Origin of the sequence: Nesterenkonia sp. HG001 (assembly GCF_034438835.1) — a bacterium.
Taxonomy (GTDB): Bacteria; Actinomycetota; Actinomycetes; order Actinomycetales; family Micrococcaceae; genus Nesterenkonia; species Nesterenkonia xinjiangensis.
On sequence record NZ_JAOSZD010000001.1, the window covers coordinates 195,396 to 215,992 of the forward strand.

The 20,597-nt window shown below is 67.1% G+C and carries 17 protein-coding genes and 1 pseudogene; 7 read left to right on the forward strand and 11 right to left on the reverse strand.

Going from position 1 to position 20,597, the window contains the following annotated elements; translation table 11 throughout:
* Window positions 1-62: 62 nt before the first annotated feature.
* Window positions 63-1,121, forward strand: a pseudogene (locus tag ODE13_RS00860) (integrase core domain-containing protein).
* A gap of 17 nt (window positions 1,122-1,138) precedes the next feature.
* The gene (locus ODE13_RS00865; protein ID WP_322477570.1) at window positions 1,139-1,717 is read left to right on the forward strand and encodes a GNAT family N-acetyltransferase; all 579 of its coding nucleotides are present in this window, start codon (window positions 1,139-1,141) and stop codon (window positions 1,715-1,717) included.
* A gap of 577 nt (window positions 1,718-2,294) precedes the next feature.
* Here ODE13_RS00865 and ODE13_RS00875 read toward each other — a convergent pair.
* Together ODE13_RS00875 and ODE13_RS00880 are read right to left on the reverse strand one after the other, a co-directional pair.
* Window positions 2,295-4,115 (reverse strand): DNA/RNA helicase domain-containing protein, encoded by a 1,821-nt coding sequence (locus ODE13_RS00875; RefSeq protein ID WP_322477571.1) that lies wholly within the window; start codon window positions 4,113-4,115, stop codon window positions 2,295-2,297.
* The gene (locus tag ODE13_RS00880) at window positions 4,102-4,428 is read right to left on the reverse strand and encodes a nucleotide pyrophosphohydrolase (RefSeq protein WP_416210495.1); all 327 of its coding nucleotides are present in this window, start codon (window positions 4,426-4,428) and stop codon (window positions 4,102-4,104) included. Before ODE13_RS00880 ends, ODE13_RS00875 begins: the two co-directional genes overlap by 14 nt.
* Window positions 4,429-4,576: 148 nt before the next feature.
* Here ODE13_RS00880 and ODE13_RS00885 point away from each other — a divergent pair, with 148 nt between their 5' ends.
* On the forward strand, window positions 4,577-6,082 hold the full coding sequence (locus tag ODE13_RS00885) for an FAD-dependent oxidoreductase (RefSeq protein ID WP_322477572.1): 1,506 nt from the start codon (window positions 4,577-4,579) through the stop codon (window positions 6,080-6,082).
* A gap of 24 nt (window positions 6,083-6,106) precedes the next feature.
* Here the strand turns inward: ODE13_RS00885 and ODE13_RS00890 are convergent, their stop codons facing one another.
* Window positions 6,107-7,300: an MFS transporter gene (locus ODE13_RS00890; protein ID WP_322477573.1), complete on the reverse strand. Its 1,194-nt coding sequence runs from the start codon at window positions 7,298-7,300 to the stop codon at window positions 6,107-6,109.
* A gap of 82 nt (window positions 7,301-7,382) precedes the next feature.
* Between ODE13_RS00890 and ODE13_RS00895 the strand changes: the two genes are divergently transcribed.
* The 3 genes from ODE13_RS00895 (at window position 7,383) to mmsB (ending at window position 10,691) form a co-directional block, all read left to right on the forward strand.
* Window positions 7,383-8,015, forward strand: coding sequence for an NUDIX hydrolase (locus ODE13_RS00895; protein ID WP_322477574.1), 633 nt, complete (start codon window positions 7,383-7,385; stop codon window positions 8,013-8,015).
* Window positions 8,016-8,157: 142 nt separating this feature from the next.
* Complete coding sequence (locus ODE13_RS00900; protein WP_322477575.1) at window positions 8,158-9,654, forward strand: CoA-acylating methylmalonate-semialdehyde dehydrogenase; 1,497 nt, start codon at window positions 8,158-8,160, stop codon at window positions 9,652-9,654.
* Window positions 9,655-9,755: 101 nt separating this feature from the next.
* Window positions 9,756-10,691, forward strand: a complete 936-nt coding sequence (gene mmsB, locus ODE13_RS00905; protein ID WP_322477576.1) for a 3-hydroxyisobutyrate dehydrogenase — start codon at window positions 9,756-9,758, stop codon at window positions 10,689-10,691.
* A 34-nt stretch (window positions 10,692-10,725) separates the two neighbouring features.
* On the opposite strand, the gene ODE13_RS00910 is transcribed toward mmsB, so the two are convergent.
* A complete protein-coding gene (locus tag ODE13_RS00910; RefSeq protein WP_322477577.1) occupies window positions 10,726-11,232 on the reverse strand; it encodes a MarR family transcriptional regulator in 507 nt (168 codons plus the stop codon).
* A gap of 336 nt (window positions 11,233-11,568) precedes the next feature.
* On the opposite strand from ODE13_RS00910, the gene ODE13_RS00915 reads away from it, so the two are divergent.
* The gene (locus ODE13_RS00915; RefSeq protein WP_416210496.1) at window positions 11,569-12,774 is read left to right on the forward strand and encodes an acyl-CoA dehydrogenase family protein; all 1,206 of its coding nucleotides are present in this window, start codon (window positions 11,569-11,571) and stop codon (window positions 12,772-12,774) included.
* 53 nt (window positions 12,775-12,827) lie between these two features.
* Here ODE13_RS00915 and ODE13_RS00920 read toward each other — a convergent pair whose 3' ends face one another.
* The 7 genes from ODE13_RS00920 to ODE13_RS00950 all read right to left on the reverse strand — a co-directional run bounded on the left by ODE13_RS00920 (window position 12,828) and on the right by ODE13_RS00950 (window position 20,535).
* Window positions 12,828-14,099 (reverse strand): glutaminase, encoded by a 1,272-nt coding sequence (locus ODE13_RS00920; protein ID WP_322477578.1) that lies wholly within the window; start codon window positions 14,097-14,099, stop codon window positions 12,828-12,830.
* Window positions 14,100-14,226: 127 nt separating this feature from the next.
* Complete coding sequence (locus ODE13_RS00925; protein ID WP_322477579.1) at window positions 14,227-15,093, reverse strand: ribokinase; 867 nt, start codon at window positions 15,091-15,093, stop codon at window positions 14,227-14,229.
* Complete coding sequence (locus tag ODE13_RS00930) at window positions 15,090-15,254, reverse strand: hypothetical protein (RefSeq protein WP_322477580.1); 165 nt, start codon at window positions 15,252-15,254, stop codon at window positions 15,090-15,092. Before ODE13_RS00930 ends, ODE13_RS00925 begins: the two co-directional genes overlap by 4 nt.
* Before the next feature lie 333 nt (window positions 15,255-15,587).
* Entirely contained in the window at window positions 15,588-17,846 is a 2,259-nt protein-coding gene (locus tag ODE13_RS00935) for a polyribonucleotide nucleotidyltransferase (RefSeq protein ID WP_322477581.1), read from the reverse strand.
* 299 nt (window positions 17,847-18,145) lie between these two features.
* Complete coding sequence (gene rpsO, locus ODE13_RS00940) at window positions 18,146-18,415, reverse strand: 30S ribosomal protein S15 (protein WP_179542370.1); 270 nt, start codon at window positions 18,413-18,415, stop codon at window positions 18,146-18,148.
* 190 nt (window positions 18,416-18,605) lie between these two features.
* On the reverse strand, window positions 18,606-19,460 hold the full coding sequence (locus ODE13_RS00945; RefSeq protein WP_322477582.1) for a class I SAM-dependent methyltransferase: 855 nt from the start codon (window positions 19,458-19,460) through the stop codon (window positions 18,606-18,608).
* 82 nt (window positions 19,461-19,542) lie between these two features.
* Window positions 19,543-20,535, reverse strand: a complete 993-nt coding sequence (locus ODE13_RS00950; RefSeq protein WP_179542368.1) for a bifunctional riboflavin kinase/FAD synthetase — start codon at window positions 20,533-20,535, stop codon at window positions 19,543-19,545.
* Window positions 20,536-20,597 lie beyond the last annotated feature (62 nt).

Below are 20,597 nucleotides of genomic sequence, written 5' to 3' on the forward strand. Positions count from 1 at the left end.
ATGGGCTTCCCGCCACAGGACGGAAGTTCCCACACAACTCATCCGCACCAAAGGGCCCGTCCATGATTCACACTCACGCACCCCAGGCCCTCACCGGTCGGCTCCCGTCGGTCACCCGCCACCTGAGCGACGGGATCCCCAAAGACTACGTCGCTGCGGCGTTCCAGGTCTCACGCCCGACCGTGGCCACCTAGGTCGCCCACTACCTCGCTGAAGGCGACGAAGGACTCCAGGACCTGGCCTGTCGACCCGCTCAGAAACCTTGGCGGGCCCCGACAGGGTTCTTCGCCCGGATCGAGGACCTACCCCGACGACGCACATGGTCAGCCCGACGGATCTGGCAGCACCTGGTCACCGGCGGCTAGGACACCGAAGACGGCGAAGGTTCCGAGGCCCGATGGCATGCCCCGGTGGTGATCGCTCTGCGCACCATGGGCGGATGGCTGCACCGACTGGGAATCTCCAGGCTGCAGAATCTCAGCCCCGCCAGTGAGTCCCAGCGGCGACCACCCCGGCAGATCCGCGCCTACTGGCACGGTCTTGTGCTCCACTGGACGTGAATAGGGTCGGGCGGATCCCCGACGGAGGTGGCCGGAGGGCCCGCAGCCACGGTGTCGGCGCGGCGCCGAAAGCCGAACGCGGTCTCGGCGCCCGAGTCGGCTCCACCTACCTGCACTCAGCGGTGGACGGGTACTTCCCGGCTGGCCCACACCGAGGCTCGCGATGACGAGACGGCGGCGACCACGATCAGCTTCTTCGCCCCGGTGCGGGCTCTCTGCGCCGCTCACGGAAGCAGTCGACTGGATCGGGTGGTCACCGACAACAGGTCCTCCTATCGTGCGAACGACATCACCCGAACGGTGGAAGCGCTGACGCGGAAGCATCAGCGGATCCGGCCCTACACGCCGCGGCATAACGGCAAGGTCAAGCGGTTCAACCGCCTCATGATCGACGAGGTGCTCTACACACGCATATGTGCTTCAGAACAGGCTCGAAGAGACGACTTGGCGGTGTAAACCAATCACTACAACTATCATCGTCCACATACCGCCTGTGGTGAGGTGCCTCCGGCCTCACTGGTCCCGGCCCGTTGCAACAACGTCATGCCCTCCTACATCTAGCGGCAGAGGAGAACTCCATGGACTTTCAGATCTCATCGGTGACATCACCGTCCCGACAGCGGAAGGTTCACGCTCTGGCTCATCAGCACATCACTGGGTATGGAAGCCCCAGCCATGTAAAACGAGAACGGGCTACCTATGAACGGGACCTGCGCACCGCGTTCTCAGGTGAATCGGTGCCCGAAGGAGACTTCATCGGTACGGTGGCAAGCGACTCCGGAGATCTGATCGGAGGTGTCATCATCGAACACTGTGCTCCTCGTCCCCTCCTACGCTCCTCCCCTGAGACGGGGAGACTCTACGCCCAGCACCATCGTAACCTCTCAGGAATGTTCGTCGTCCCCGAGTACCAGGGTCAGGGCATTGCAAGCTTGCTGCTGGAGACCGCTTACCAGGTCGTCCGAGAACAAGGCGCGCGCTACATCGAAGGCTTCGTCGACATCCGGCACCCCCAGGCGGTCCGGGTCTACAAGCACGCAGGGTTTACGGTGACGCCACTGAACCAGGGGCTCCCACCGAGAGAACCGACCCAGTTCACGATTCATCACCCTTCAGGAATCAACGGCTACTGGTTCTATCGGGATCTCTACCAGTAAAGCCCCATACAGTGGTGTACCGGTCCCGAGGCTCGTGACCGCCTGCGGCTTGGACGGGGCGCGGCCATAAAGTGGCCCTTCGAGGAGTCTCCTGCAACCCACTCAAGAGGACATCACCGGTATGACCGCTGCTCAGGTTCTCGACCTTGCCACTGAACAGTCAGTAAGTCTTGAGATGGTCGGCCTGGGGCGGGCTGGCGGGGTTGCTGTCGCCCCCTGATTCCGGGTGTGACTCGTGAGTCGCCTGACCCATACGGAGTGTCTTTTCCAGGATCTGCCCGTCTGGTTTCGGGTGCCGACGAATCAGGAGCTTCCCACAGACCCAGTGCGCTCCTGGGGTCCGCCAACGCAATGACGTGGTCGCGGTCTTCCCCGGTCGAGAATCCATCGTCCGGCTGATCGTGGCCGTGTTGGCGGGGCAACTTGATGAATGGGCCAGCACCGCCGAGGCCACAGCCACTGCGGAGGTCGCCAAAGAGGTGCAACCCCGCAGCATCGGACGCCTGCCCCCAGGCGCACAGGCTCGAAAGATCTCGAGTCATACACGGCCTGCCCCATCACGGGATCCAAAATCGCATCAACTCTTCGGCAGGCGGGGCTCCCGGTGCTGGGCCGGAAACTCAGCCAGAACCGTCTCTTCCCGTACTAGATCCGCAGGAGCCGGACGGGACTCTGCATGCGGAATGAACCGGCTGAAGTATCGCCGCAGAGCGGGATCGCACACGTAAACGAAGGTCCCTCGGATTCCGCGCGTCATGAGGACCCGATAGATGTTGATGACGTACTCGCGGATGTCCTCATCGCTATAGACGATTCCACGGCTCGGATTGTTTTGCTTCCCACGCTTGTCGAAGTAGTTCGACCTGTCGAACACCACTTCGCCACTCGCCTCGTCATAGCGTAGATCCGGTCCGATGATCACGCCGGCGTAGTTGAGGTCGTAGCCCTGGAGCGTGTGGATCGACCCAACCTCCTCCAACGACTCCGGCGCATTCACCCAGTCTGTGGCCCTTGAGTTCCAACGCAGCGAACAGCCATCGAGGTGGATGTCGTAGGCAGACTTGTCCTCTTTGCTCGACCATGGCCACGCGAATCCAGCAGCAAGCCGCGCAAGTCCATGGACTGCATCCAGCTCCTTGATTCGGCGGTGCATGGCGCTGACGTTCGAGAACATGAGGAATTCGTACTCGCCGACGTCCACGGGAGCCGTTGCTCGCCCCTGGAGAAGCGCTCGCACGTGGGGGATGTAACCGTCTCCAGCCCGCAGGCGCAGCTGCGAAGCCAGCGTGTGGTGGTGCCCTACCGCCCCTGATCGAGAGATCACTTCGTCGAGGACGGACCGCGGCAGATCGGCTGGACGCACGCTCTGTTCTGGATCGACGAGAAGAACCTGTGTGTCGCTCTTCGCGATGATCCAGTCCAGCTGAGTGAGGTCAGGGGCATCTGCTCCGAAAAGGCGCTCGTTGATCTCCCGGAATCTAGTGTTCTGACGAGCCGACGGCTGGTTGGCTCGATGGTTCAGGCGGTGGACCTCATCCACGATCAAGACTGAATAGTGCTTGTCACCGGCACCGACTGCGAACGGGTCGACCACCATGTCCGGAGACAGCTGCTTCGTCTGTCCGAAGACTCGACGGATCGATTCTCGCAACGACTGTTGTGGGACGACCAGTCCTACATCGCCCGTGCTCACATTGGCCCGGAAGCTCGGGGTGAAGAACTCGGCGAATCGGCCATCGGGATCGATGTCCTCGGCCATCTCCTCATCCGTCACAGTCGCCAAGTCTTGAAGCAGCTTCATGAGGTAGACCGCGACGATCGTCTTCCCGGTCCCGGGGTCACCTTCCACAACGATCGACCTCGTTACCCCTGGCACCGCGTCCCAGGTAGCACCCAGGCTCCTCAGGACATCCTCAACGGCGAGCGCCTGCTCGGGTGTGAGCGTCTTGAACGGGGACAGCTTGAACAGGTCGGACTGCTCGATCTCAGGTATCGACCGCTCGAAGAGGCCCTGGTCCCGCAGCGTCGAGAAGATCTCTTCAAAATCGCCGCGACGGACTGCGCGATCATAATAGTCGGCATCGACGATTCCGTGATTTCGGTTCAGCAGCCGGTACTTGCCGTCTCCCGCGAACAATCGGATCAGAAAACTCTCCAGATCCAGAGCGGCGGACTTGTTGAAGCGCTCATGCAACACCACGCGCACGGCGTGGAGGTGCTTCTTCGTCTCACTGTCGCGATGCTGACGAAGACGCTTGACCGCACTGAGGGTCTCCCCGACGTAGATCTCGTGGCCGTCATCGAGTGTGTAAACGACGGGCCAGTTGTGCAGTCGAGACTCGGGCTCCACCGGCGGCGGACTGTTCAGGCTGATCGTCTCGACGCTAAAGCCGGTCATACTTCGTGCTCCGGCCTCTGGCCTTGTCCACGGGATACTTCGTCCGCGTGTGCTGCAACTTCTGCAGCACAAGTTCCTCGGGGTTCGCACCCAGTCTGTCCGCGAGCAGGAGGCAGTAGGTCAGGACGTCAGCAAGTTCGCTCTGGACACGCTCCGCATCGCCAGATTCCTCGGACCACTGGAAACACTCCAACAGTTCGCCTGACTCGATGGCGATGCTCTTGGCCAGGTTCTCTGGCGAATGGAACTGTGCCCATTCACGTTCTTGGACGAAATTTCGCAATTCTGACAACGCGTCTTCCACGTTGCTCACGCTATCAGCCCTCCTTCAGTCCTCAAGCTCATGTGCACATATTCCTGAGGGCGTTCGTGGAGCTGCCGCGCCTCAGCTCTGGACGCCGATGTTGTGCCCGCACCAGGATGGGCATCAGACCATCGCACCCGGCTGCGCGGAGGACCTCATGCGTTCCTATTGGCTCGACACCTCCCCCACCATCACACCGACCAACACCGGGTTCATCTCACGGGACCGCTATGACGTCGTCGTCGCCGGGGCAGGGCTGACTGGGCTGACCACTGCGGTGCTGCTGGCCCGGGCCGGGAAACGCGTGGCCGTGCTGGAGGCCCGCTCGGTGGGCGCGGTGGCCACCGGGAACACCACCGCCAAGCTCTCCCTCCTCCAGGGCAGCGTGCTCTCGGGCATCCGGGAGCACCAGGCGGATGACATCCTGCGCGCGTATGTGGAGGCCAATCGGGAGGGTCAGGCCTGGCTGCTGCGCCACCTGGACGAGCACAAGGTTTCGTACCAGCGGCGGGACGCGTTCACCTACGCCACCACCGAGGACGGCGTCGCCACCCTCCGTCGGGAGCTGGAGGCCTGCCAGACCGCCGGTCTGGACGCCCAGTGGTCCGATGCCACCGAGCTGCCGTTCGAGGTGGCCGGGGCGATCCGGATGCCCGATCAGGCCCAGTTCCACCCGATGCCGGTGCTGCAGACCCTGGCGAATGAGCTCATCGATCGGGATGGCGAGCTGATCGAAGGCGTCCGGGTCACCGGAGCCGACCACCACCGGCCGCTGACCGTGCAGACCAGCGCCGGCGACGTCGAGGCCGACCACCTGGTGCTGGCCACCGGGGTGCCCGTACTGGACCGCGGCGGGCACTTCGCCACCCTCTCCGCCCATCGCTCCTACGCGCTGACCTTCCGGCTGCCCGAGGGGTCCTCCCCCGTACAGGGGATGTACCTCAGCATCGACTCCCCGGATCGCACCCTGCGCAGTGTGCCGGCAGCCGACGGGAGCGAGCTGCTGCTCATCGGCGGCAATGACCACTCCGTCGGCCGGGCGGCGTCCCACTCCGGCGCCGTCGCAGATCTCGAGACCTGGGCCCGGGAGCACTTCCCGGGTGCCGAGCGCACCCACGCGTGGTCCGCGCAGGATTACCGCAGCATCCACCAGCTCCCACTCTTCGGCACGCTCCCCCGCAGCGAGGGCACGGTCTTCTTCGCCACCGGGTTCAACAAATGGGGCATGACCAACGGGGTCGCCGCCGCGCTGGCCATCACCTCCCAGATCCACGAACACTCCCCCAGCTGGGCGGAGGCGTTGAGCGAGCGCGTCACCAGCGCCGCCGACGTCGCCACCGGCTTCAAGGACAATCTCTCCACAGGCATGCACATGGCCACCGGCTGGGCCTCGGCCGAGCTGACCTCCCTGCCCCATGACGCCCCCGCGGAGGGCCAGGGGGTGGTGGGGCAGCGTCACGGCCGGCCGCTGGGCGTCTCCACCGTGGAGGGCACCACCTGCGCGGTCTCCGCCATCTGCCCGCATATGGGCGGGATCCTGCGCTGGAACGACGCCGAGCACACCTGGGACTGCCCGCTGCACGCCTCCCGCTTCGCCCCCGACGGCGCACGGCTCGAAGGCCCGGCGCTTCACGACCTCAGCCGTCCCAGCAACCAGGAATGACACCGCTCCCGCCGAAGTCCCCGCCTACCGGGTGAGGTGATCCGTGAACCGCATATGCGCCGTGCGCAGGATCGCGACGACGACGGCAGCTCCCGCCAGCACGAACAGCGGCAGCGAGGGGCCCAGGGCAGGGTCGAGGGCCTCCAGCAGCACCGGCAGTCCGAAGCCCAGATAGGTGAAGGTGTAGTAGACACCGATGACCAGGCCCCGCGACGCCGGCGGCGCCAGCCGATCCACATCAACCAGACCCTCACGCAGGCACAGACCATAGGCCGCACCCAGGATGAGGATCGCCACGATGAACAGCCACACCGGCGGCGCCTGACCACCCAGCCCGGCCAGGGTGAACCCGATCCCGGCCAGCAGGGCCCCGGCCACCCCGGTCACCGGTCCCCACCGTCCTCGCCGGGCGAGCACCTGCAGCCCCAGCCCCGCGCTGAACGCCAGGGCGGCCGCGGCCCCGGGCAGCAGCATGCGCAGCTCCTCGGAGACCGGCAGGCGCGCAGGCAGGACGACGAACGCCACGGTGGCGCAGGAGAACACCCACAAGGCCATCGGCAGCGCCGCAGAGAGTGCCCTGAACGCACTCCGCTGCGGCCCAGGGGCTGACCTCGCCTGTTCCCCGGCCTCAGCGCCCCGTGTGGGCGCGGCGTCCCCCTTCCCGGCGAGCAGCGCCGCGGCCACCGCGAGGAGTGAGAGCGCCGCCGTCGTCGCGTACGGGACCGTCAGCCGCGCCGTGCCGGAGAGCACGACGGCGAGCGCCCCGGTGACCACCGGGCCCGCGGCGAAGCCTGAGGTCAGGATCAGCCCGGCGAGCGCCGCGCCGTTCATGCCGCGCACATTCGCCGCCCAGGCGGTGCCGGCGCTCACGGCCAGACCTACCCCGACGCCGACGATAAGCCGGCCGGTGAGGATGAACGGCTCCGTGTACCCACACATCATCACCAGATTGCCCAGAGCCGCGGTGAGGCCCCCTGCCAGGACGACAGGACGGGGTCCGATCCGGTCTGCCAGACCGCCGCCGCCCAGCAGCCCGGGCAGCAGGCCGACTGCGTAGATGCCGAAGGCGGCGTTCACCGCCACCGCGGACAACGGGCCCTCCACCCGCAGCACCGGAAGCATCGACGCGAAGTGATTGGCGGCCCATCCTGCGCTGAACAGCAGCAGAGCCACGATCCAGAAGCCCGTCCCCGCTGCGCCGCGCTGCCGCTGTGCCATCTGCTCCGCCTCTCGTGTCTGCTGTGCACAACATACAAGCAGACATCACCAGCCACCTCCGGCCCAGCGTTAGGCTGACCCCATGGCGCTCCACGACTCCCCCGCTCAGCACCCGGTCGACACCTCCGTCATCCACCATGACGCTCGCCTGTTCACCCTGGTCGAGGACGCGTTCCGCTTCGGAGCCGAGCAGCAGACCCTGCGCCGGGCCTACTTCAAGCATCTCGGGGCGGTGGCCGTGCTGCCGGTGGACGAGCAGGACAGGGTGCTGTTGATCGGCCAGTACCGTCACCCGGTGCGCATGCACCTGTGGGAGGTGCCCGCCGGGCTGCTCGACGTCGAGGGTGAACCCATGCTCGAGACTGCCCAGCGGGAGCTGCTCGAGGAAGCAGACCTGCGGGCCGAGAGCTGGCACACCTTGGCGGACTACTACACCAGCCCCGGCGCCTCCGATGAAGCCATCCGCATCTACCTGGCTCAGGGGCTCAGCGCAGTCCCGGAGGCCGAGCTGCACGCCCGGGAGGCGGAGGAGTCAGAGATCGTGCCCACCTGGGTGCCCCTGGCCGAGGCAGTGGATGCGGTGCTCTCCGGACGGATCCACAACCCCTCCGCCGTCGTCGGGATCCTGGCGCTGCACGCGGTGCGCACCGGTGCCGGCACGCTCCGGGACGCCCGGGCACCCTGGGCGGACCAGCCACGCGGAATCGCCCCGTAGCGGCGGCCGCGGCCCCGGACCACACGCGCGCCGTCGCACCTCTGAGGCCGCACGCTCACCCTGATAGTTGCACGTCCAATGACGTGAGCCTAGGGTGACGAGTGAGAGGCACCTCACACTCAGCGCACGAAGGAGCATCCCCATGCCCGAACTGTCCCACTTCATCCACGGAGAGCATGTGCGCGGGACCTCCGGCCGTCACCGCGAGGTCTTCAACCCGGTGCGCGGCGAGGTCTCCTCCCATGTGCCGCTGGCCTCCCGCGATGAGGTCAGCCGAGCCGTCGACTCCGCCCAGCGCGCGTTCCCGCAGTGGTCCGGCATGAACCCCCAGCGGCGCGGCCGCATCCTGCTCAAATGGGTCGACCTGATCCAGACCCATCGCGACGAGCTCGCCGAGATGCTCTCAAACGAGCACGGCAAGACCTTCGACGACGCCAAGGGCGACATCCAGCGCGGCGTGGAGGTCGTGGAGTTCGGCGCCGGAGCCCCGCACCTGCTCAAAGGCGAGTTCTCCCACGACGTCGCCACCGGGATGGACGTGCACAGCCTGCGCCAACCGCTGGGGGTGGCCGCAGGGATCACTCCCTTCAACTTCCCGGCAATGATCCCGCTGTGGAAGGCCGGGATCGCCCTGGCGGCCGGCAACACCTTCATCCTCAAACCCTCCGAGCGTGACCCGTCCGTGCCGCTGCGCCTGGCTGAGCTGGCGCTTGAGGCAGGCATGCCCCCGGGCACCCTCAATGTCGTCAACGGAGACAAGGAGTCGGTGGACGCACTCATCGAGGATCCCCGGGTCAAAGCCGTAGGCTTCGTGGGATCCACCCCGATCGCGCAGTCCATCTACGCCTCCGCCGCCGCCCACGGCACGCGCGCCCAGTGCTTCGGCGGCGCTAAGAACCACATGGTGATCATGCCCGACGCCGATCTCGACCAGGCCGCTGACGCCCTGATCGGCGCCGGCTTCGGCTCGGCCGGCGAACGGTGCATGGCCATCTCCGTCGCCGTCCCGGTCGGCGAGGCCACCGCCGAGGCCCTCCGGGAGAAGCTGGTCGAGCGCATCGGCAGGCTCACCGTGGGCCCCTCCCTGGACCCCACCAGCGACTTCGGCCCCGTGGTGGGCGCCGACGCCAAGGCGCGCATCGAGGACTACATCGGCGTGGGCGTGGACGAAGGCGCCGAGCTCGTCGTCGACGGCCGCGGCGTCACCGTCGAGGGCTACCCGAACGGCTACTGGGTCGGCGCCACGCTCTTCGACCGGGTCACCCCCGCGATGCGCGTCTACCGGGAAGAGATCTTCGGCCCGGTGCTGACCATCGTGCGCGCCGCCGACTACGACGAGGCCCTGCGCCTGCCCAGCGAGCACGAATTCGGCAACGGGGTGGCGATCTTCACCCGCGACGGCGACACCGCCCGCGACTTCAGCTCCCGGGTGGACGTCGGGATGGTCGGGGTCAACGTGCCCATCCCGGTGCCCATCGCCTACTACACCTTCGGCGGCTGGAAGGCCTCCGGATTCGGCGACCTCAACCAGCATGGCACCGACGGGCTGAACTTCTACACCAAGACCAAGACCGTGAGCACCCGCTGGCCCTCCGGCATCAAAGAGGGCGCCAGCTTCATCATGCCCGAGGGAAGCTGACCCGTGGCCGGCGAGACTTCCCCTCCTGACCCACAGTCCACCCCCACGCTCCGCCCCGCATCAGACCCTAGATCCGGCCCTGCACCCCTGGAGGCACACTCATGAGCACCGACGCTCCACAGACGACGTCGCACCCGACCGTCGCCTTCATCGGACTGGGCAACATGGGCGGGCCGATGGCCGCGAACCTGGTCACCGCCGGCGTGCCGGTGCTGGGCTTCGACGTGGTCACGGAAGCCATGGAGACCGCCCGTCACCACGGGGTGCAGGTGGTCACCGATCCGCTGGAGGCCGTGGCTCAGGCCGAGGTGGTCCTGACCATGCTGCCTTCCGGGCGGCACGTGATCTCGGCCTATCAGGAGACACCGGGACTGTTGGCGGCCGCCCGCCCCGGCACCATCTTCCTGGACTGCTCCACCATCAACATCTCCGAGGCCCAACAGGCCGCAGAGCTGGCCCAGCAGGCCGGCTTCCGCGCCGTCGATGCGCCGGTCTCCGGCGGCGTGGTCGGTGCCGAGGCCGGGACCCTGGCCTTCATGGTGGGCGGGGAGGACGACGTCGTCGCCGCTGTGCACCCGCTGCTGGACATCATGGGGACCCGCGCCGTCCATTGCGGCGGCAACGGCCTGGGCCAGGCGGCCAAGATCTGCAACAACATGATCCTCGGCGTCACTCAGATCGCGGTGGGAGAGGCCTTCGTGCTCGGCGAGAAACTGGGGCTGACCCATCAGGCGCTCTTCGACGTCGTCTCCAAAGCCTCCGGACAGTGCTGGGCGCTGACCACCAACTGCCCCGTGCCCGGACCGGTGCCGACCTCTCCGGCGACCCGCGACTACCAGCCTGGATTCGCCGGAGCCCTGATGGCCAAGGACCTCACGCTGGCCACCAACGCGCTGGACGAGCAGTCGGTGGACGCCCAGCTGGGCCGGCTGGCCGCCGCCATCTACTCCGAGTTCGCCGCAGGAGACGGCGCCCGGCAGGACTTCTCCGCGATCATCAACACCATCCGCGAGAACTCCTCATCACACGAGGCCTGAGGCACCGGCGCCCCCAGGCCTGAGACGCCGGCGGTCAGTCGGCGAAGTCCCCCGCGCGCCGACGAAACCGGGCGAGGATCGCGTTGAGGTCCTCGATCTCCTGCTCCTCGAACCCGGTGGACTCGAACAGCTGCTCGTTGAGCGCCTTCGTGGCGCGCTCCGCCACCTGCGTGCCCTCGGGCGTCAGCACCAGAAGCATCGCCCGCCGGTCCGACTCATGGGGCTGGCGCTGCACCAGCCCTGCCGACTCCAGCCGGTCCACCGCGTTGGTGATCGAGGTCGGGTGGACCTGGAGCAGCTTGCTCGCCTTGTTCATCGGCATGCGGTTCTCCCGCGAGAAGCTGAGCAGGGAGAGCACCTCGTACCGGGCGAACGTCAGCTTGAACGGCTTGAGGATCTCCTGCGCGCGGCCCAGCAGGATCTGCTGGGTGCGCATGATCGCCGTCACGGCCGCCGCAGGGGCTGCTGCTGACTCCCACCCGTGCCGCTCCCAGTTCTTCCTGACCTCAGCGATGGGGTCCTTGGCGAGGGGGTCGTGCATACAGGTCTCCTTCGGGAGTCGGGACGGCGAGCCCTTTCGCAGCGGGGACGACGGCCGGTCACCGCCGCCGCGTGAGATCCGGCTCTTCCTCTCAAAACTCCGGGCGGGCCCCTGATTCTGGCGGCCCGGCCTGCGCGCGCTACTCGTCGGCATGACGCAGCTGGACGCGCCGAATCTTACCCGAGATGGTCTTCGGCAGCTCGATGCCCTTCATGCCGATGTGTGATCGTAGTCACTCTAGAATATACTTGGAAGTCCTATAGTCGGTAAAGCCACCACCCATGGCACGCGCGACCAGCCCCACGAGGGCTTAGACCCCAGGAGACGGAGACGACGATGACGACACAGACCACCCCTGTGATCCAGAAACGGGCCCGCAAGAATGTCCCCACCGAGCAGCACCTGGACCTGATGCAGCTGTCTCGCCATCTCGACGACGCCGAACAGGCTCGCCTCGCAGGCCTGACTCAGCATCTGCAGCAGACGGTGCGCCCTGCCGTCATCGAGCCCTGGAATGCGGAGGAGTTCCCGGACCGCCTGCTCCCCGGGCTGGCCGCACTGGGACTCGGCGAGACGCTCGTCGACGGATCCTCCCCGCTCTTCCAAGGGCTGGCCCACGCGGCCATCGCCCGAGCCGACGTCTCGCTGTCCGCGCTGCTGGGCATCCACAACGAACTGATCATCGGCACCATCCAGCAGCTCGGCTCCGAGGATCAGAGACAGCGCTGGCTGCCCCGGCTGCGCTCCCTGGAGGCCATCGGCGCATTCTGCCTCACCGAGCCGGAGCACGGCTCCGACATCGCCGGCGGGCTGGCCACCTCGGCGACCCTCTCGGACGGAGAATGGCAGATCCGCGGATCCAAGAGGTGGATCGGGGCCGGCACCATGGCCGACATCGCCCTGGTCTGGGCCCGAGACACGGCCGACGGTCAGATCAAGGGATTTCTGGTGCCGACCGGCACCCCCGGATACCGGGCGAGCAAAATCGAGGGCAAGACGGGCCTGCGCATCATGCAGAACGCCGACGTCGAGCTCGATGTGACCGTGCCCGAGGACGCCATACTGCCCGGGGCCACCTCCTTCTCCGTGACCAACGATCTCCTGATGTCCTCCCGGGCATGGGTGGGCTGGCAGGCCGTGGGAGCCCAGCAGGCGCTGTTCGACATCGCCAGCGGCTACGCACGTCAGCGGGAGCAGTTCGGCACTCCCCTGGCGTCATTCCAGCTCATCCAATCTACCCTGGCCCATGTGGCCGGGAATCTCGCGGTCTCCACCGCCCTCATGGGCGAACTGAGCCGGCTCCAGGAAGAAGGTGCCCTCACCATGCTGCGGGCCTCGCTGGCCAAGGCCACGCTGACCAGGCTGGCCCGAGAATCCGCAGCAGCCGCCCGAGAGATTCTGGGCGGCAACGGCATCCTGAGCACCCACGAGATCGCGAAGGTCGCAGCGGACATCGAGGCGCTCTACACCTATGAAGGCACCCACAGCATCAACATGCTCATCGCCGGCCGAGAGCTCACCGGAATGTCCGCCTTCGTCTAGGACCGGGGATCCGACGGGAGGGACCCCTCGGTGACCCGCCCTGGAGGATCATCTCAGGCGAGAGCGGATTCGAGCCTCTCCGGGCTCCACCGCTCGATCCCTCGTCCACGGCTGTCCGTGAAGTCCTCGACCATGGACTCGGGGTCGACGATGACGATCCGATGCCCCCCATCCAGGAGCTTCGCTGCCATCTCAGAAGAGGTGCGTCGGGCCACGGGCAGCACCTCGTCCACCCGTGCCATGTCGAAGACCACCACATCGGTGGTCGGCGGGGACTCGATGAGTTCATGGACCAGCGCCTCGATGCTGCTGAGCACCAGGTCTCCCTGAAGCACGTAGATCGTCGCCGGGCGCCCCTCCAGGGAGACGATGCGAGTCTCGCGCAGCGCCGACCGTGCCGGGCGGCTCGCCTCCATGAGGTGAAGGCCCAGATCCTCGGACAGGCGCTGCATCATCTCCACACCACGGACGCTGTTGCCGTGCCCGTCCAGGCGCGGAGAGAAGACCGCGACCCCCACCTGGCCCGGGAGAACACCGATGATGCCTCCGGCCACCCCGCTCTTGGCGGGGATGCCCACGCCGGTGAGCCAGTCGCCGGCGGCGTCATACATCCCGCAGGACGCCATCACGCTGAGCAGATGGCGGGTGCTCTCCCGGCACAGCAGCCTCTCCCCGGTCCGCGGCTGCACGCCCCCGTTGGCCAGGGTCGCCGCCATCAGCGCCAGGTCCGAGACCGTCATCGAAGCCGCGCACTGGCGGATGTATCCGGTCACCGACTCCTGCGGATCTCCGGCGAGCTGCCCTGAGGAGTGCAGCAGATACGCCAGTCCCAGGTTGCGGTCCCCCGTGGCGAGCTCGGAGGACGCCACCGCTTCATCGATCTCGATCGTCCGGCCCGACAGGCTGCCGAAGAACTCCAGAACCCGCTCCACCCTGGACTGCCCGTCAGAGGCGATGAGCGCATGGGTCGCGATGGCGCCGGCATTGATCATCGGGTTCCGGGGCTTTCCCGTCTCAGGATCCAGCGACAGCTCGTTGAAAGCCTCCCCGCTGGGCTCCACCCCGATGAGATCACGGACCCTCTCCAGCCCCTGATCCTCGATCGCCAACGCGTAGGCGAAAGGCTTCGACATCGACTGGATGCTGAACTGATGGTCCGCGTCCCCGCTGGCGTAGACCGTGCCGTTGACGGTGCACAGGGCGACGGCGACCTTGTCAGGGTCGGCGGCGGCCAGCTCGGGTATGTAGTCCGCCGGCTCCCCCGAGGAGATGTGATCCGTCTCGGAGATCAGCGTGTCGAGGTAGTCCAGGATCGGGGAGCGCATCGATGTCCTCTCGGAGGTTGGGAGGCCGGCGATCAGTGCAGATCAGCCGACGGGTCCACTCGGTGGAACGGTCCCCATCCTCCAGCGCGCTTCGCCCGCGGGCAAGCCCTTCGCGCACGCCGCGGCTTCACACGGCGAAGTCCCGAGGGTACGACACCTGGGCACCTGGGCGGGTCGCCGCCTCGGCTGCGAACCGTGCCGCCGTCGCCCCTGCCTGGGACACCGTGTCACCACGGGTGAGGCGTCCCACCAGAGCTCCGGCGAAGGCGTCACCGCAGCCCGTGGTGTCGACCGCACGCACCGGCACCCCCGGCACCGAGACAACGTCCCCCTCCCGCCCGTGGATCGTCGCCCCGTCCCCGCCGTGGGTGACCACCAGCGTCTCGACACCGAGGTGGTCTGCACGCGCACTCTCGGCCGACGCCTGGTCCCTGAGGAGTCTCGAGGCCTCGCCATCGTTCACCACGACCATGTCCACGTGGGTCAGATCCAGAGCCTGGTTCGGCAGCGGTGACGCGTTCAGAGCCACCCGGACCCCGGCGGCACGCGCGCGGGCCGCGAGCCCGCCGACCGTCGCCAGCGGCACTTCCAAGCTCAACAGCAGCCAGTCGGCCCCGTCGAACACGTCCTCAGAGATGTGCTCCACGTGCAGTTGCGCATTCGCCCCGGGGACGACGACGATGGTGTTCTCCCCGTCGTCACGCACACTGATGAAGGCAGAACCCGTCGGCCCTTCTCCGGCAAGGACACCATCGGTGTCCACGCCTGCTTCGCCGAGGACCCGCAGAGCCTCCGCTCCGCCGTCGTCGGAACCCACGCGGGCCACCAGACGACACTGTGCGCCGACCAGAGCAGCTGCCACTGCCTGATTCGCGCTCTTCCCGCCGATCGTCCTCGTCACAGAGGACGCGCCCAGGGTCTCCCCTGGCTGGGGGAACTCGGGAAGCCGAATCGTCAGGTCCTCATTGATCGATCCCACGACCAGAAGCGTCATGCCGTCTCCTGTTCCCGGGCCGCGAGCTCACGCAGGAAGTGGACCACCGCCGCGCACGGTCCCGGGGCGTCGACAGGTCGCAGACGCTCCGCGTGGGCGTGGCAGATGCCGTCCAGAACGTCGTCCACGACATCGTCCGGCTGTGTGATGATCTTCTGCACGGAGCGGTCCTTTCGACAGAGGGCCGTGGTCGGGGCAGGCCGATGAGGCCCCGGAGACGATGACATCACCACCAGCGGCGCAGACGGCGTCGAGGTGCGCGCTTCGCACAGGTACGCGACGACTTCCGCCACGGGTGCCGCGGCTGACCTCGTCGTCCTGCGTCACACGTCCAGCATCACATATCCGGCAGATCATTCCGCCGTACACCCCTCGCACCTGCTGGGCGCTCGAGGCAGAGGATGCCGCCCCACACGAAGAAGGCCGGTGGCAGCTCCCCGCGGGGAACGGCCACCGGCCTTCGTCAGCTCAGAGCTGGTGTCAGCTCAGCAGAGTCACTCGGAGTCGACCAGCACCTGGTTGACGGACTGCTTCTCCTCGCCGGAGCCGTCGTCCTCGGTCACCGGAGACAGCGACAGCTTGCCGCGGTCATCGATCTTGGTGATCTCGACCTGCAGCTTCTGGCCCACACCCACGACGTCCTCGACGTCGTCGACGCGCTTGCCGTCGTTGAGCTTGCGCAGCTCGGAGATGTGCAGCAGACCATCCTTGCCCGGGGTCAGTGAGATGAACGCACCGAAGGTGGTGATCTTCACGACCGTGCCCAGGTACCGCTCCCCCACCTCGGGGACCTGCGGGTTGGCGATCGCGTTGATCGCGCTGCGCGCGGCCTCCGCGGCTTCACCGTTGGTGGCGCCGATCAGCACGGTGCCGTCATCCTCGATGGAGATGTCGGTGCCGGTGTCCTCCTGGATCTGGTTGATCATCTTGCCCTTCGGGCCGATGACCTCACCGATCTTGTCCACCGGGACCATCACCGAGATGATGCGCGGCGCGAACTCGGACATCTCATCCGGAGTGTCGATCGCGGCGTTGATGACGCTCAGGATGTGCAGCCGAGCCTCACGTGCCTGCTTCAGCGCGGCACCCAGCACGGAGGCGGGGATGCCGTCGAGCTTGGTGTCCAGCTGGATGGCGGTGATGAACTCCTCGGTGCCTGCCACCTTGAAGTCCATGTCGCCGAAGGCGTCCTCGACGCCCAGGATGTCGGTCAGCGCCGCGTAGCGGGTCTCACCGTCGACCTCATCGGAGACCAGACCCATGGCGATTCCGGCCACCGGAGCCTTCAGCGGCACACCGGCGTTGAGCAGCGACAGCGTCGAGGCGCAGACGGAGCCCATCGAGGTGGAGCCGTTGGAGCCCAGTGCCTCAGAGACCTGACGGATCGCGTAAGGGAACTCCTCACGCGAGGGCAGCACCGGCATCACGGCGCGCTCGGCGAGAGCACCGTGGCCGATCTCGCGGCGCTTCGGGCTTCCCACACGACCGGTCTCACCGGTGGAGTACGGCGGGAAGTTGTAGTTGTGCATGTACCGCTTCTTGGTCTCCGGCGACAGGCTGTCGATGGACTGCTCCATCTTCAGCATGTTCAGCGTGGTGACACCCATGATCTGGGTCTCGCCGCGCTCGAAGATCGCCGAGCCGTGCACCCGCGGCAGCACCTCGACCTCGGCGGTCAGCTGACGGATGTCCGTCAGCCCGCGGCCGTCGATGCGGAACTGGTCGCGCAGGATGCGCTGGCGGATGACCTGCTTGGTGACCGCGCTCAGCGCCTTGCCCACCTCGGAGCCGCGGCCCTCGAACTGCTGGCCCTCGCCGGCAAGCTGCTCAACGAGCTCAGCCTTCAGCTCGGCGTCGGCGGCGTCGCGGTCCTGCTTGTCCGCGATCTGGTAGATGCCGGTGAGCTTCTCCTCGCCGGCGGCCTTCACGGCCTGGAAGACGTCGTCCTCGTAGTCCACGAAGGTCGGCACCTCCACAGGCTCCTTGCCGGCACGGGCGACGAGGTCGGCCTGCGCCTCGCAGAGGACCTTGATGAACGGCTTGGCAGCCTCCAGGCCCTCGGCGACGACGTCCTCGGTCGGAGCGGTGCGGCCCTGATCCTTGATCAGCTTCCAGGAGCCGTCAGTCGCCTCGGCCTCGACCATCATCACGGCGATGTCATCGCCGACGACGCGGCCGGCCACGACCATGTTGAACACAGCGTTCTCCAGCTGCGAGTACTTCGGGAAGGCCACCCACTGGGGACCTTCGGAGTCATGCACCAGAGCCACGCGCACGCCGCCGATGGGGCCGGAGAACGGCAGACCGGAGAGCTGGGTGGACAGCGAGGCGGCGTTGATGGCCACGACGTCGTAGAGGTCATCCGGGTTCATGGCCAGGATGGTCTCGACCACCTGGACCTCGTTGCGGATGCCCTTCTTGAAGGCGGGGCGCAGCGGGCGGTCGATCAGCCGGCAGGCCAGGATCGCGTCCGTCGACGGGCGGCCCTCGCGGCGGAAGAACGAGCCGGGGATGCGCCCGGCGGCGTACATGCGCTCCTCGACGTCCACCGTGAGCGGGAAGAAGTCGAACCCTTCGCGGGGGGACTTGCCGACCGTGGTGGCCGACAGGATGGTGGTCTCCTCGTCGAGGGTGACCAGAGTCGAGCCGGCGGCCTGCTTGGCCAGCCGCCCGGTCTCAAAGTTGATGGTACGAGTGCCGAACCGACCGTTGTCGATCACAGCCTCGGAATAGTGAACCTCGGGACCCTGCATAACAGGTGTCTCCTCTCAGTTGTCGAATAACCAGGCACGGACGCCGGCGAGAGGAGCTGGATCAGACCACATGACGGCCATCGATCGAAGCCCACGGGCTGCCTGCGCCTGCGCGCGGCTCCCGGAGGCCACTACCGAGGACCGGAGCACGTGGTATCCATGCTCGCACCGGCGTGCCTGTCCTTCATAGTCTCGCATACAGAACAGGTGACTCCCACGGTCATTCGACCGTGTGTGGAGCCACCTGTTCCATCAGCTTGGTATCAGCGTCTGCACGCCTTGGGCGGTGCCTGAGACACTCAGCGGCGGATGCCGAGGCGCTTGATCAGCGCACGGTACCGCTCGATGTCAGTGTTCTGCAGGTACTTGAGCAGACGGCGACGGCGACCCACCAGGATCATCAGGCCACGACGAGTGTGGTGGTCCTGCTTGTGCGACTTCAGGTGCTCCGTGAGGTCGCTGATCCGGCGAGTCAGCACGGCGACCTGAACCTCAGGCGAACCAGTGTCGCCCTCGTGGGTCGCGTACTCCTTGATGATCTCCTGCTTGACAGCGGGATCCAAAGCCATGGGATTGCTCCTTGATGCTTGTACCGCGAACAGAGTCCCGACGACGGCGGACCGTCATCGAGCGCCAGCCACCGCGGACTGCAGCATGGCGTGATCGTCGCGGACGACGACTGATCCACTTTACCCCAGCACCAGGGAGCAGGACGAATCCGCCGCCGCAGCGACCGGCATGTGCCACCGACGAGGACTCTCACCGGCGGGCGGCGGTGTGCAGCACCGTCAGGTACGGCAGTTCGACGACGTCGCCTCCGGCCAGACCGGAATGCTCCTGGAGGTACCAGTCCAGATTGGCCCGACGCCGGGCCCGCTCCTTCTCCCCCGCACTGAGCCATGAGCTCATCGTGGTGGCCAGCCCGCGCACCTGGTCGGCGGTCAGTCGGCGCGACCAGGTGAACTCCTCGGTGCGCGGCTCGGCGAACAGCCGCGGGTTCATCGGTGGGACCCAGCCGGGTCGATGCACGTCCCCGGCCCGCATGATCCTGGTCAGCCGGTGCACCCAGGGATCCGAGGTGTCGAGATGGTTGGAGAGGATCGCCATCGCCCCGCCGACGGCCAGGATCCGATGGGCCTCACGCTGCACGGCGGCGACCTCGAACCAGTGCCAGGCCTGGGCCACCACGACGACGTCGACGCCGTCCTCCGGCAGGCCGGTGTCCTCCGCCGTCGTCAGGTGGATCTGCAGCCGGGATCCGGCAGCACCCGCCCCCTCGCCGTCGCTCGTTTGGCCGCCGCTGGTCTCGTCGCCGTCGTCGAGGGTCTCCGCCAACACCTGGGTCATGACATGGCTGGGCTCCACCGCATGCACCTGGCCCACCCGATCCGCTCCGACGTCCAGCAGCTGACGGGTCAGGATCCCGGTGCCTGCGCCCAGATCCGCGATCCGCAGCGGTGCCCGGCCGGCATTCGCCGCACCCAGCACCTTCTCCACCGCCGTCCCCGGGTACCGCGGGCGCAGGGCGTCATACTCACGGGCCGCAGGGCGATCCATCTCTTCGGCGTAGGCACCGCCGAGCACGCGCCGACGGCCCGGATCGGCGATGACCACCTGGTCACCAGGCCTGAGCCGAGGACGATTCGGCGACGCTCCTGCCGCCCCGCCTGCCTCAGGAGCAGCCGGGCCCATCAGGTCAGCCCTCCACGGCCGGGATCGGCCACGCGTCCAGGTGCTCCGGATCGTCGGTGCCCAGCGATTGTTTCGCCCGCACCACGTCCTCCTCCATCTGACGGATCAGCTCCGGGATGCCCTCGAAGGCCACCATGCCGCGCAGGCGCTCGATGAACTCCACCCGCACCTGCTGCCCGTAGAGGTCGAAGTCCTCGACCTTCTCCTTGGGACGGCCGATCACGAAAGACTCGACCACGCGCTGCACCCCGTCGAACGTGGGATTCGAACCCACGGAGATCGCCGAGGGCCAGCGCCGCCCGCGTCCGTCGGTCAGCCAGCCAGCGTAGACGCCGTCAGCCGGGATCATGCCCTCGGCCTGCTGGCTCAGATTCGCGGTGGGGAAGCCCAGCTCGCGCCCACGGGCGGCCCCATGGACCACCTCACCCAGCACCGCATGGGGACGCCCCAGCACCTCGCGGGCCGCGGCGACGTCGCCGTCGGCCAGCGCCTCCCGGACCCAGGTGGAGGAGCAGCGCCGGTCCGAGCCGAAGTCGTCCACCCCGACCACGGTGAAACCATGCTGACGCCCCAGTTCGACCATGGTCTCGAACGAGCCGGTGTTGTCCCGGCCGAAACGCACGTCATGCCCGACCACCACCACACGGGCGTTGAGCCCCTCCACGAAGCACCGCAGCACGAACTCCTCCGGAGTCAGCGCGGCCAGATCGAGTGAATATCGCATCATCAGCAGCGCGTCGATCCCGGTGGTCGCCAGCCGGTTGATCTTCTCCTGCACCCCGGTGAGCATCTCCGGACTGGAGTCGGGCCGGTGCACCAGGGCAGGGTGCGGATCGAAGGACACCGCGACGGCGACACAGCCATGTTCGACGGCCGCCACGGCCAGCTGCCTCAGGACCTCCTGATGCCCCAGGTGGACACCGTCGAAATTGCCGATGGTGACCGCCGTCGGACCGAGGTCCGCGGGAACCTCATCCAGACCGTTCCAGTAGTGCACGTGTCTCCTCGGATCTGCAGGTGGTGCGTCGGCATCAGGGCCGGTACCTATTATGGAGCACC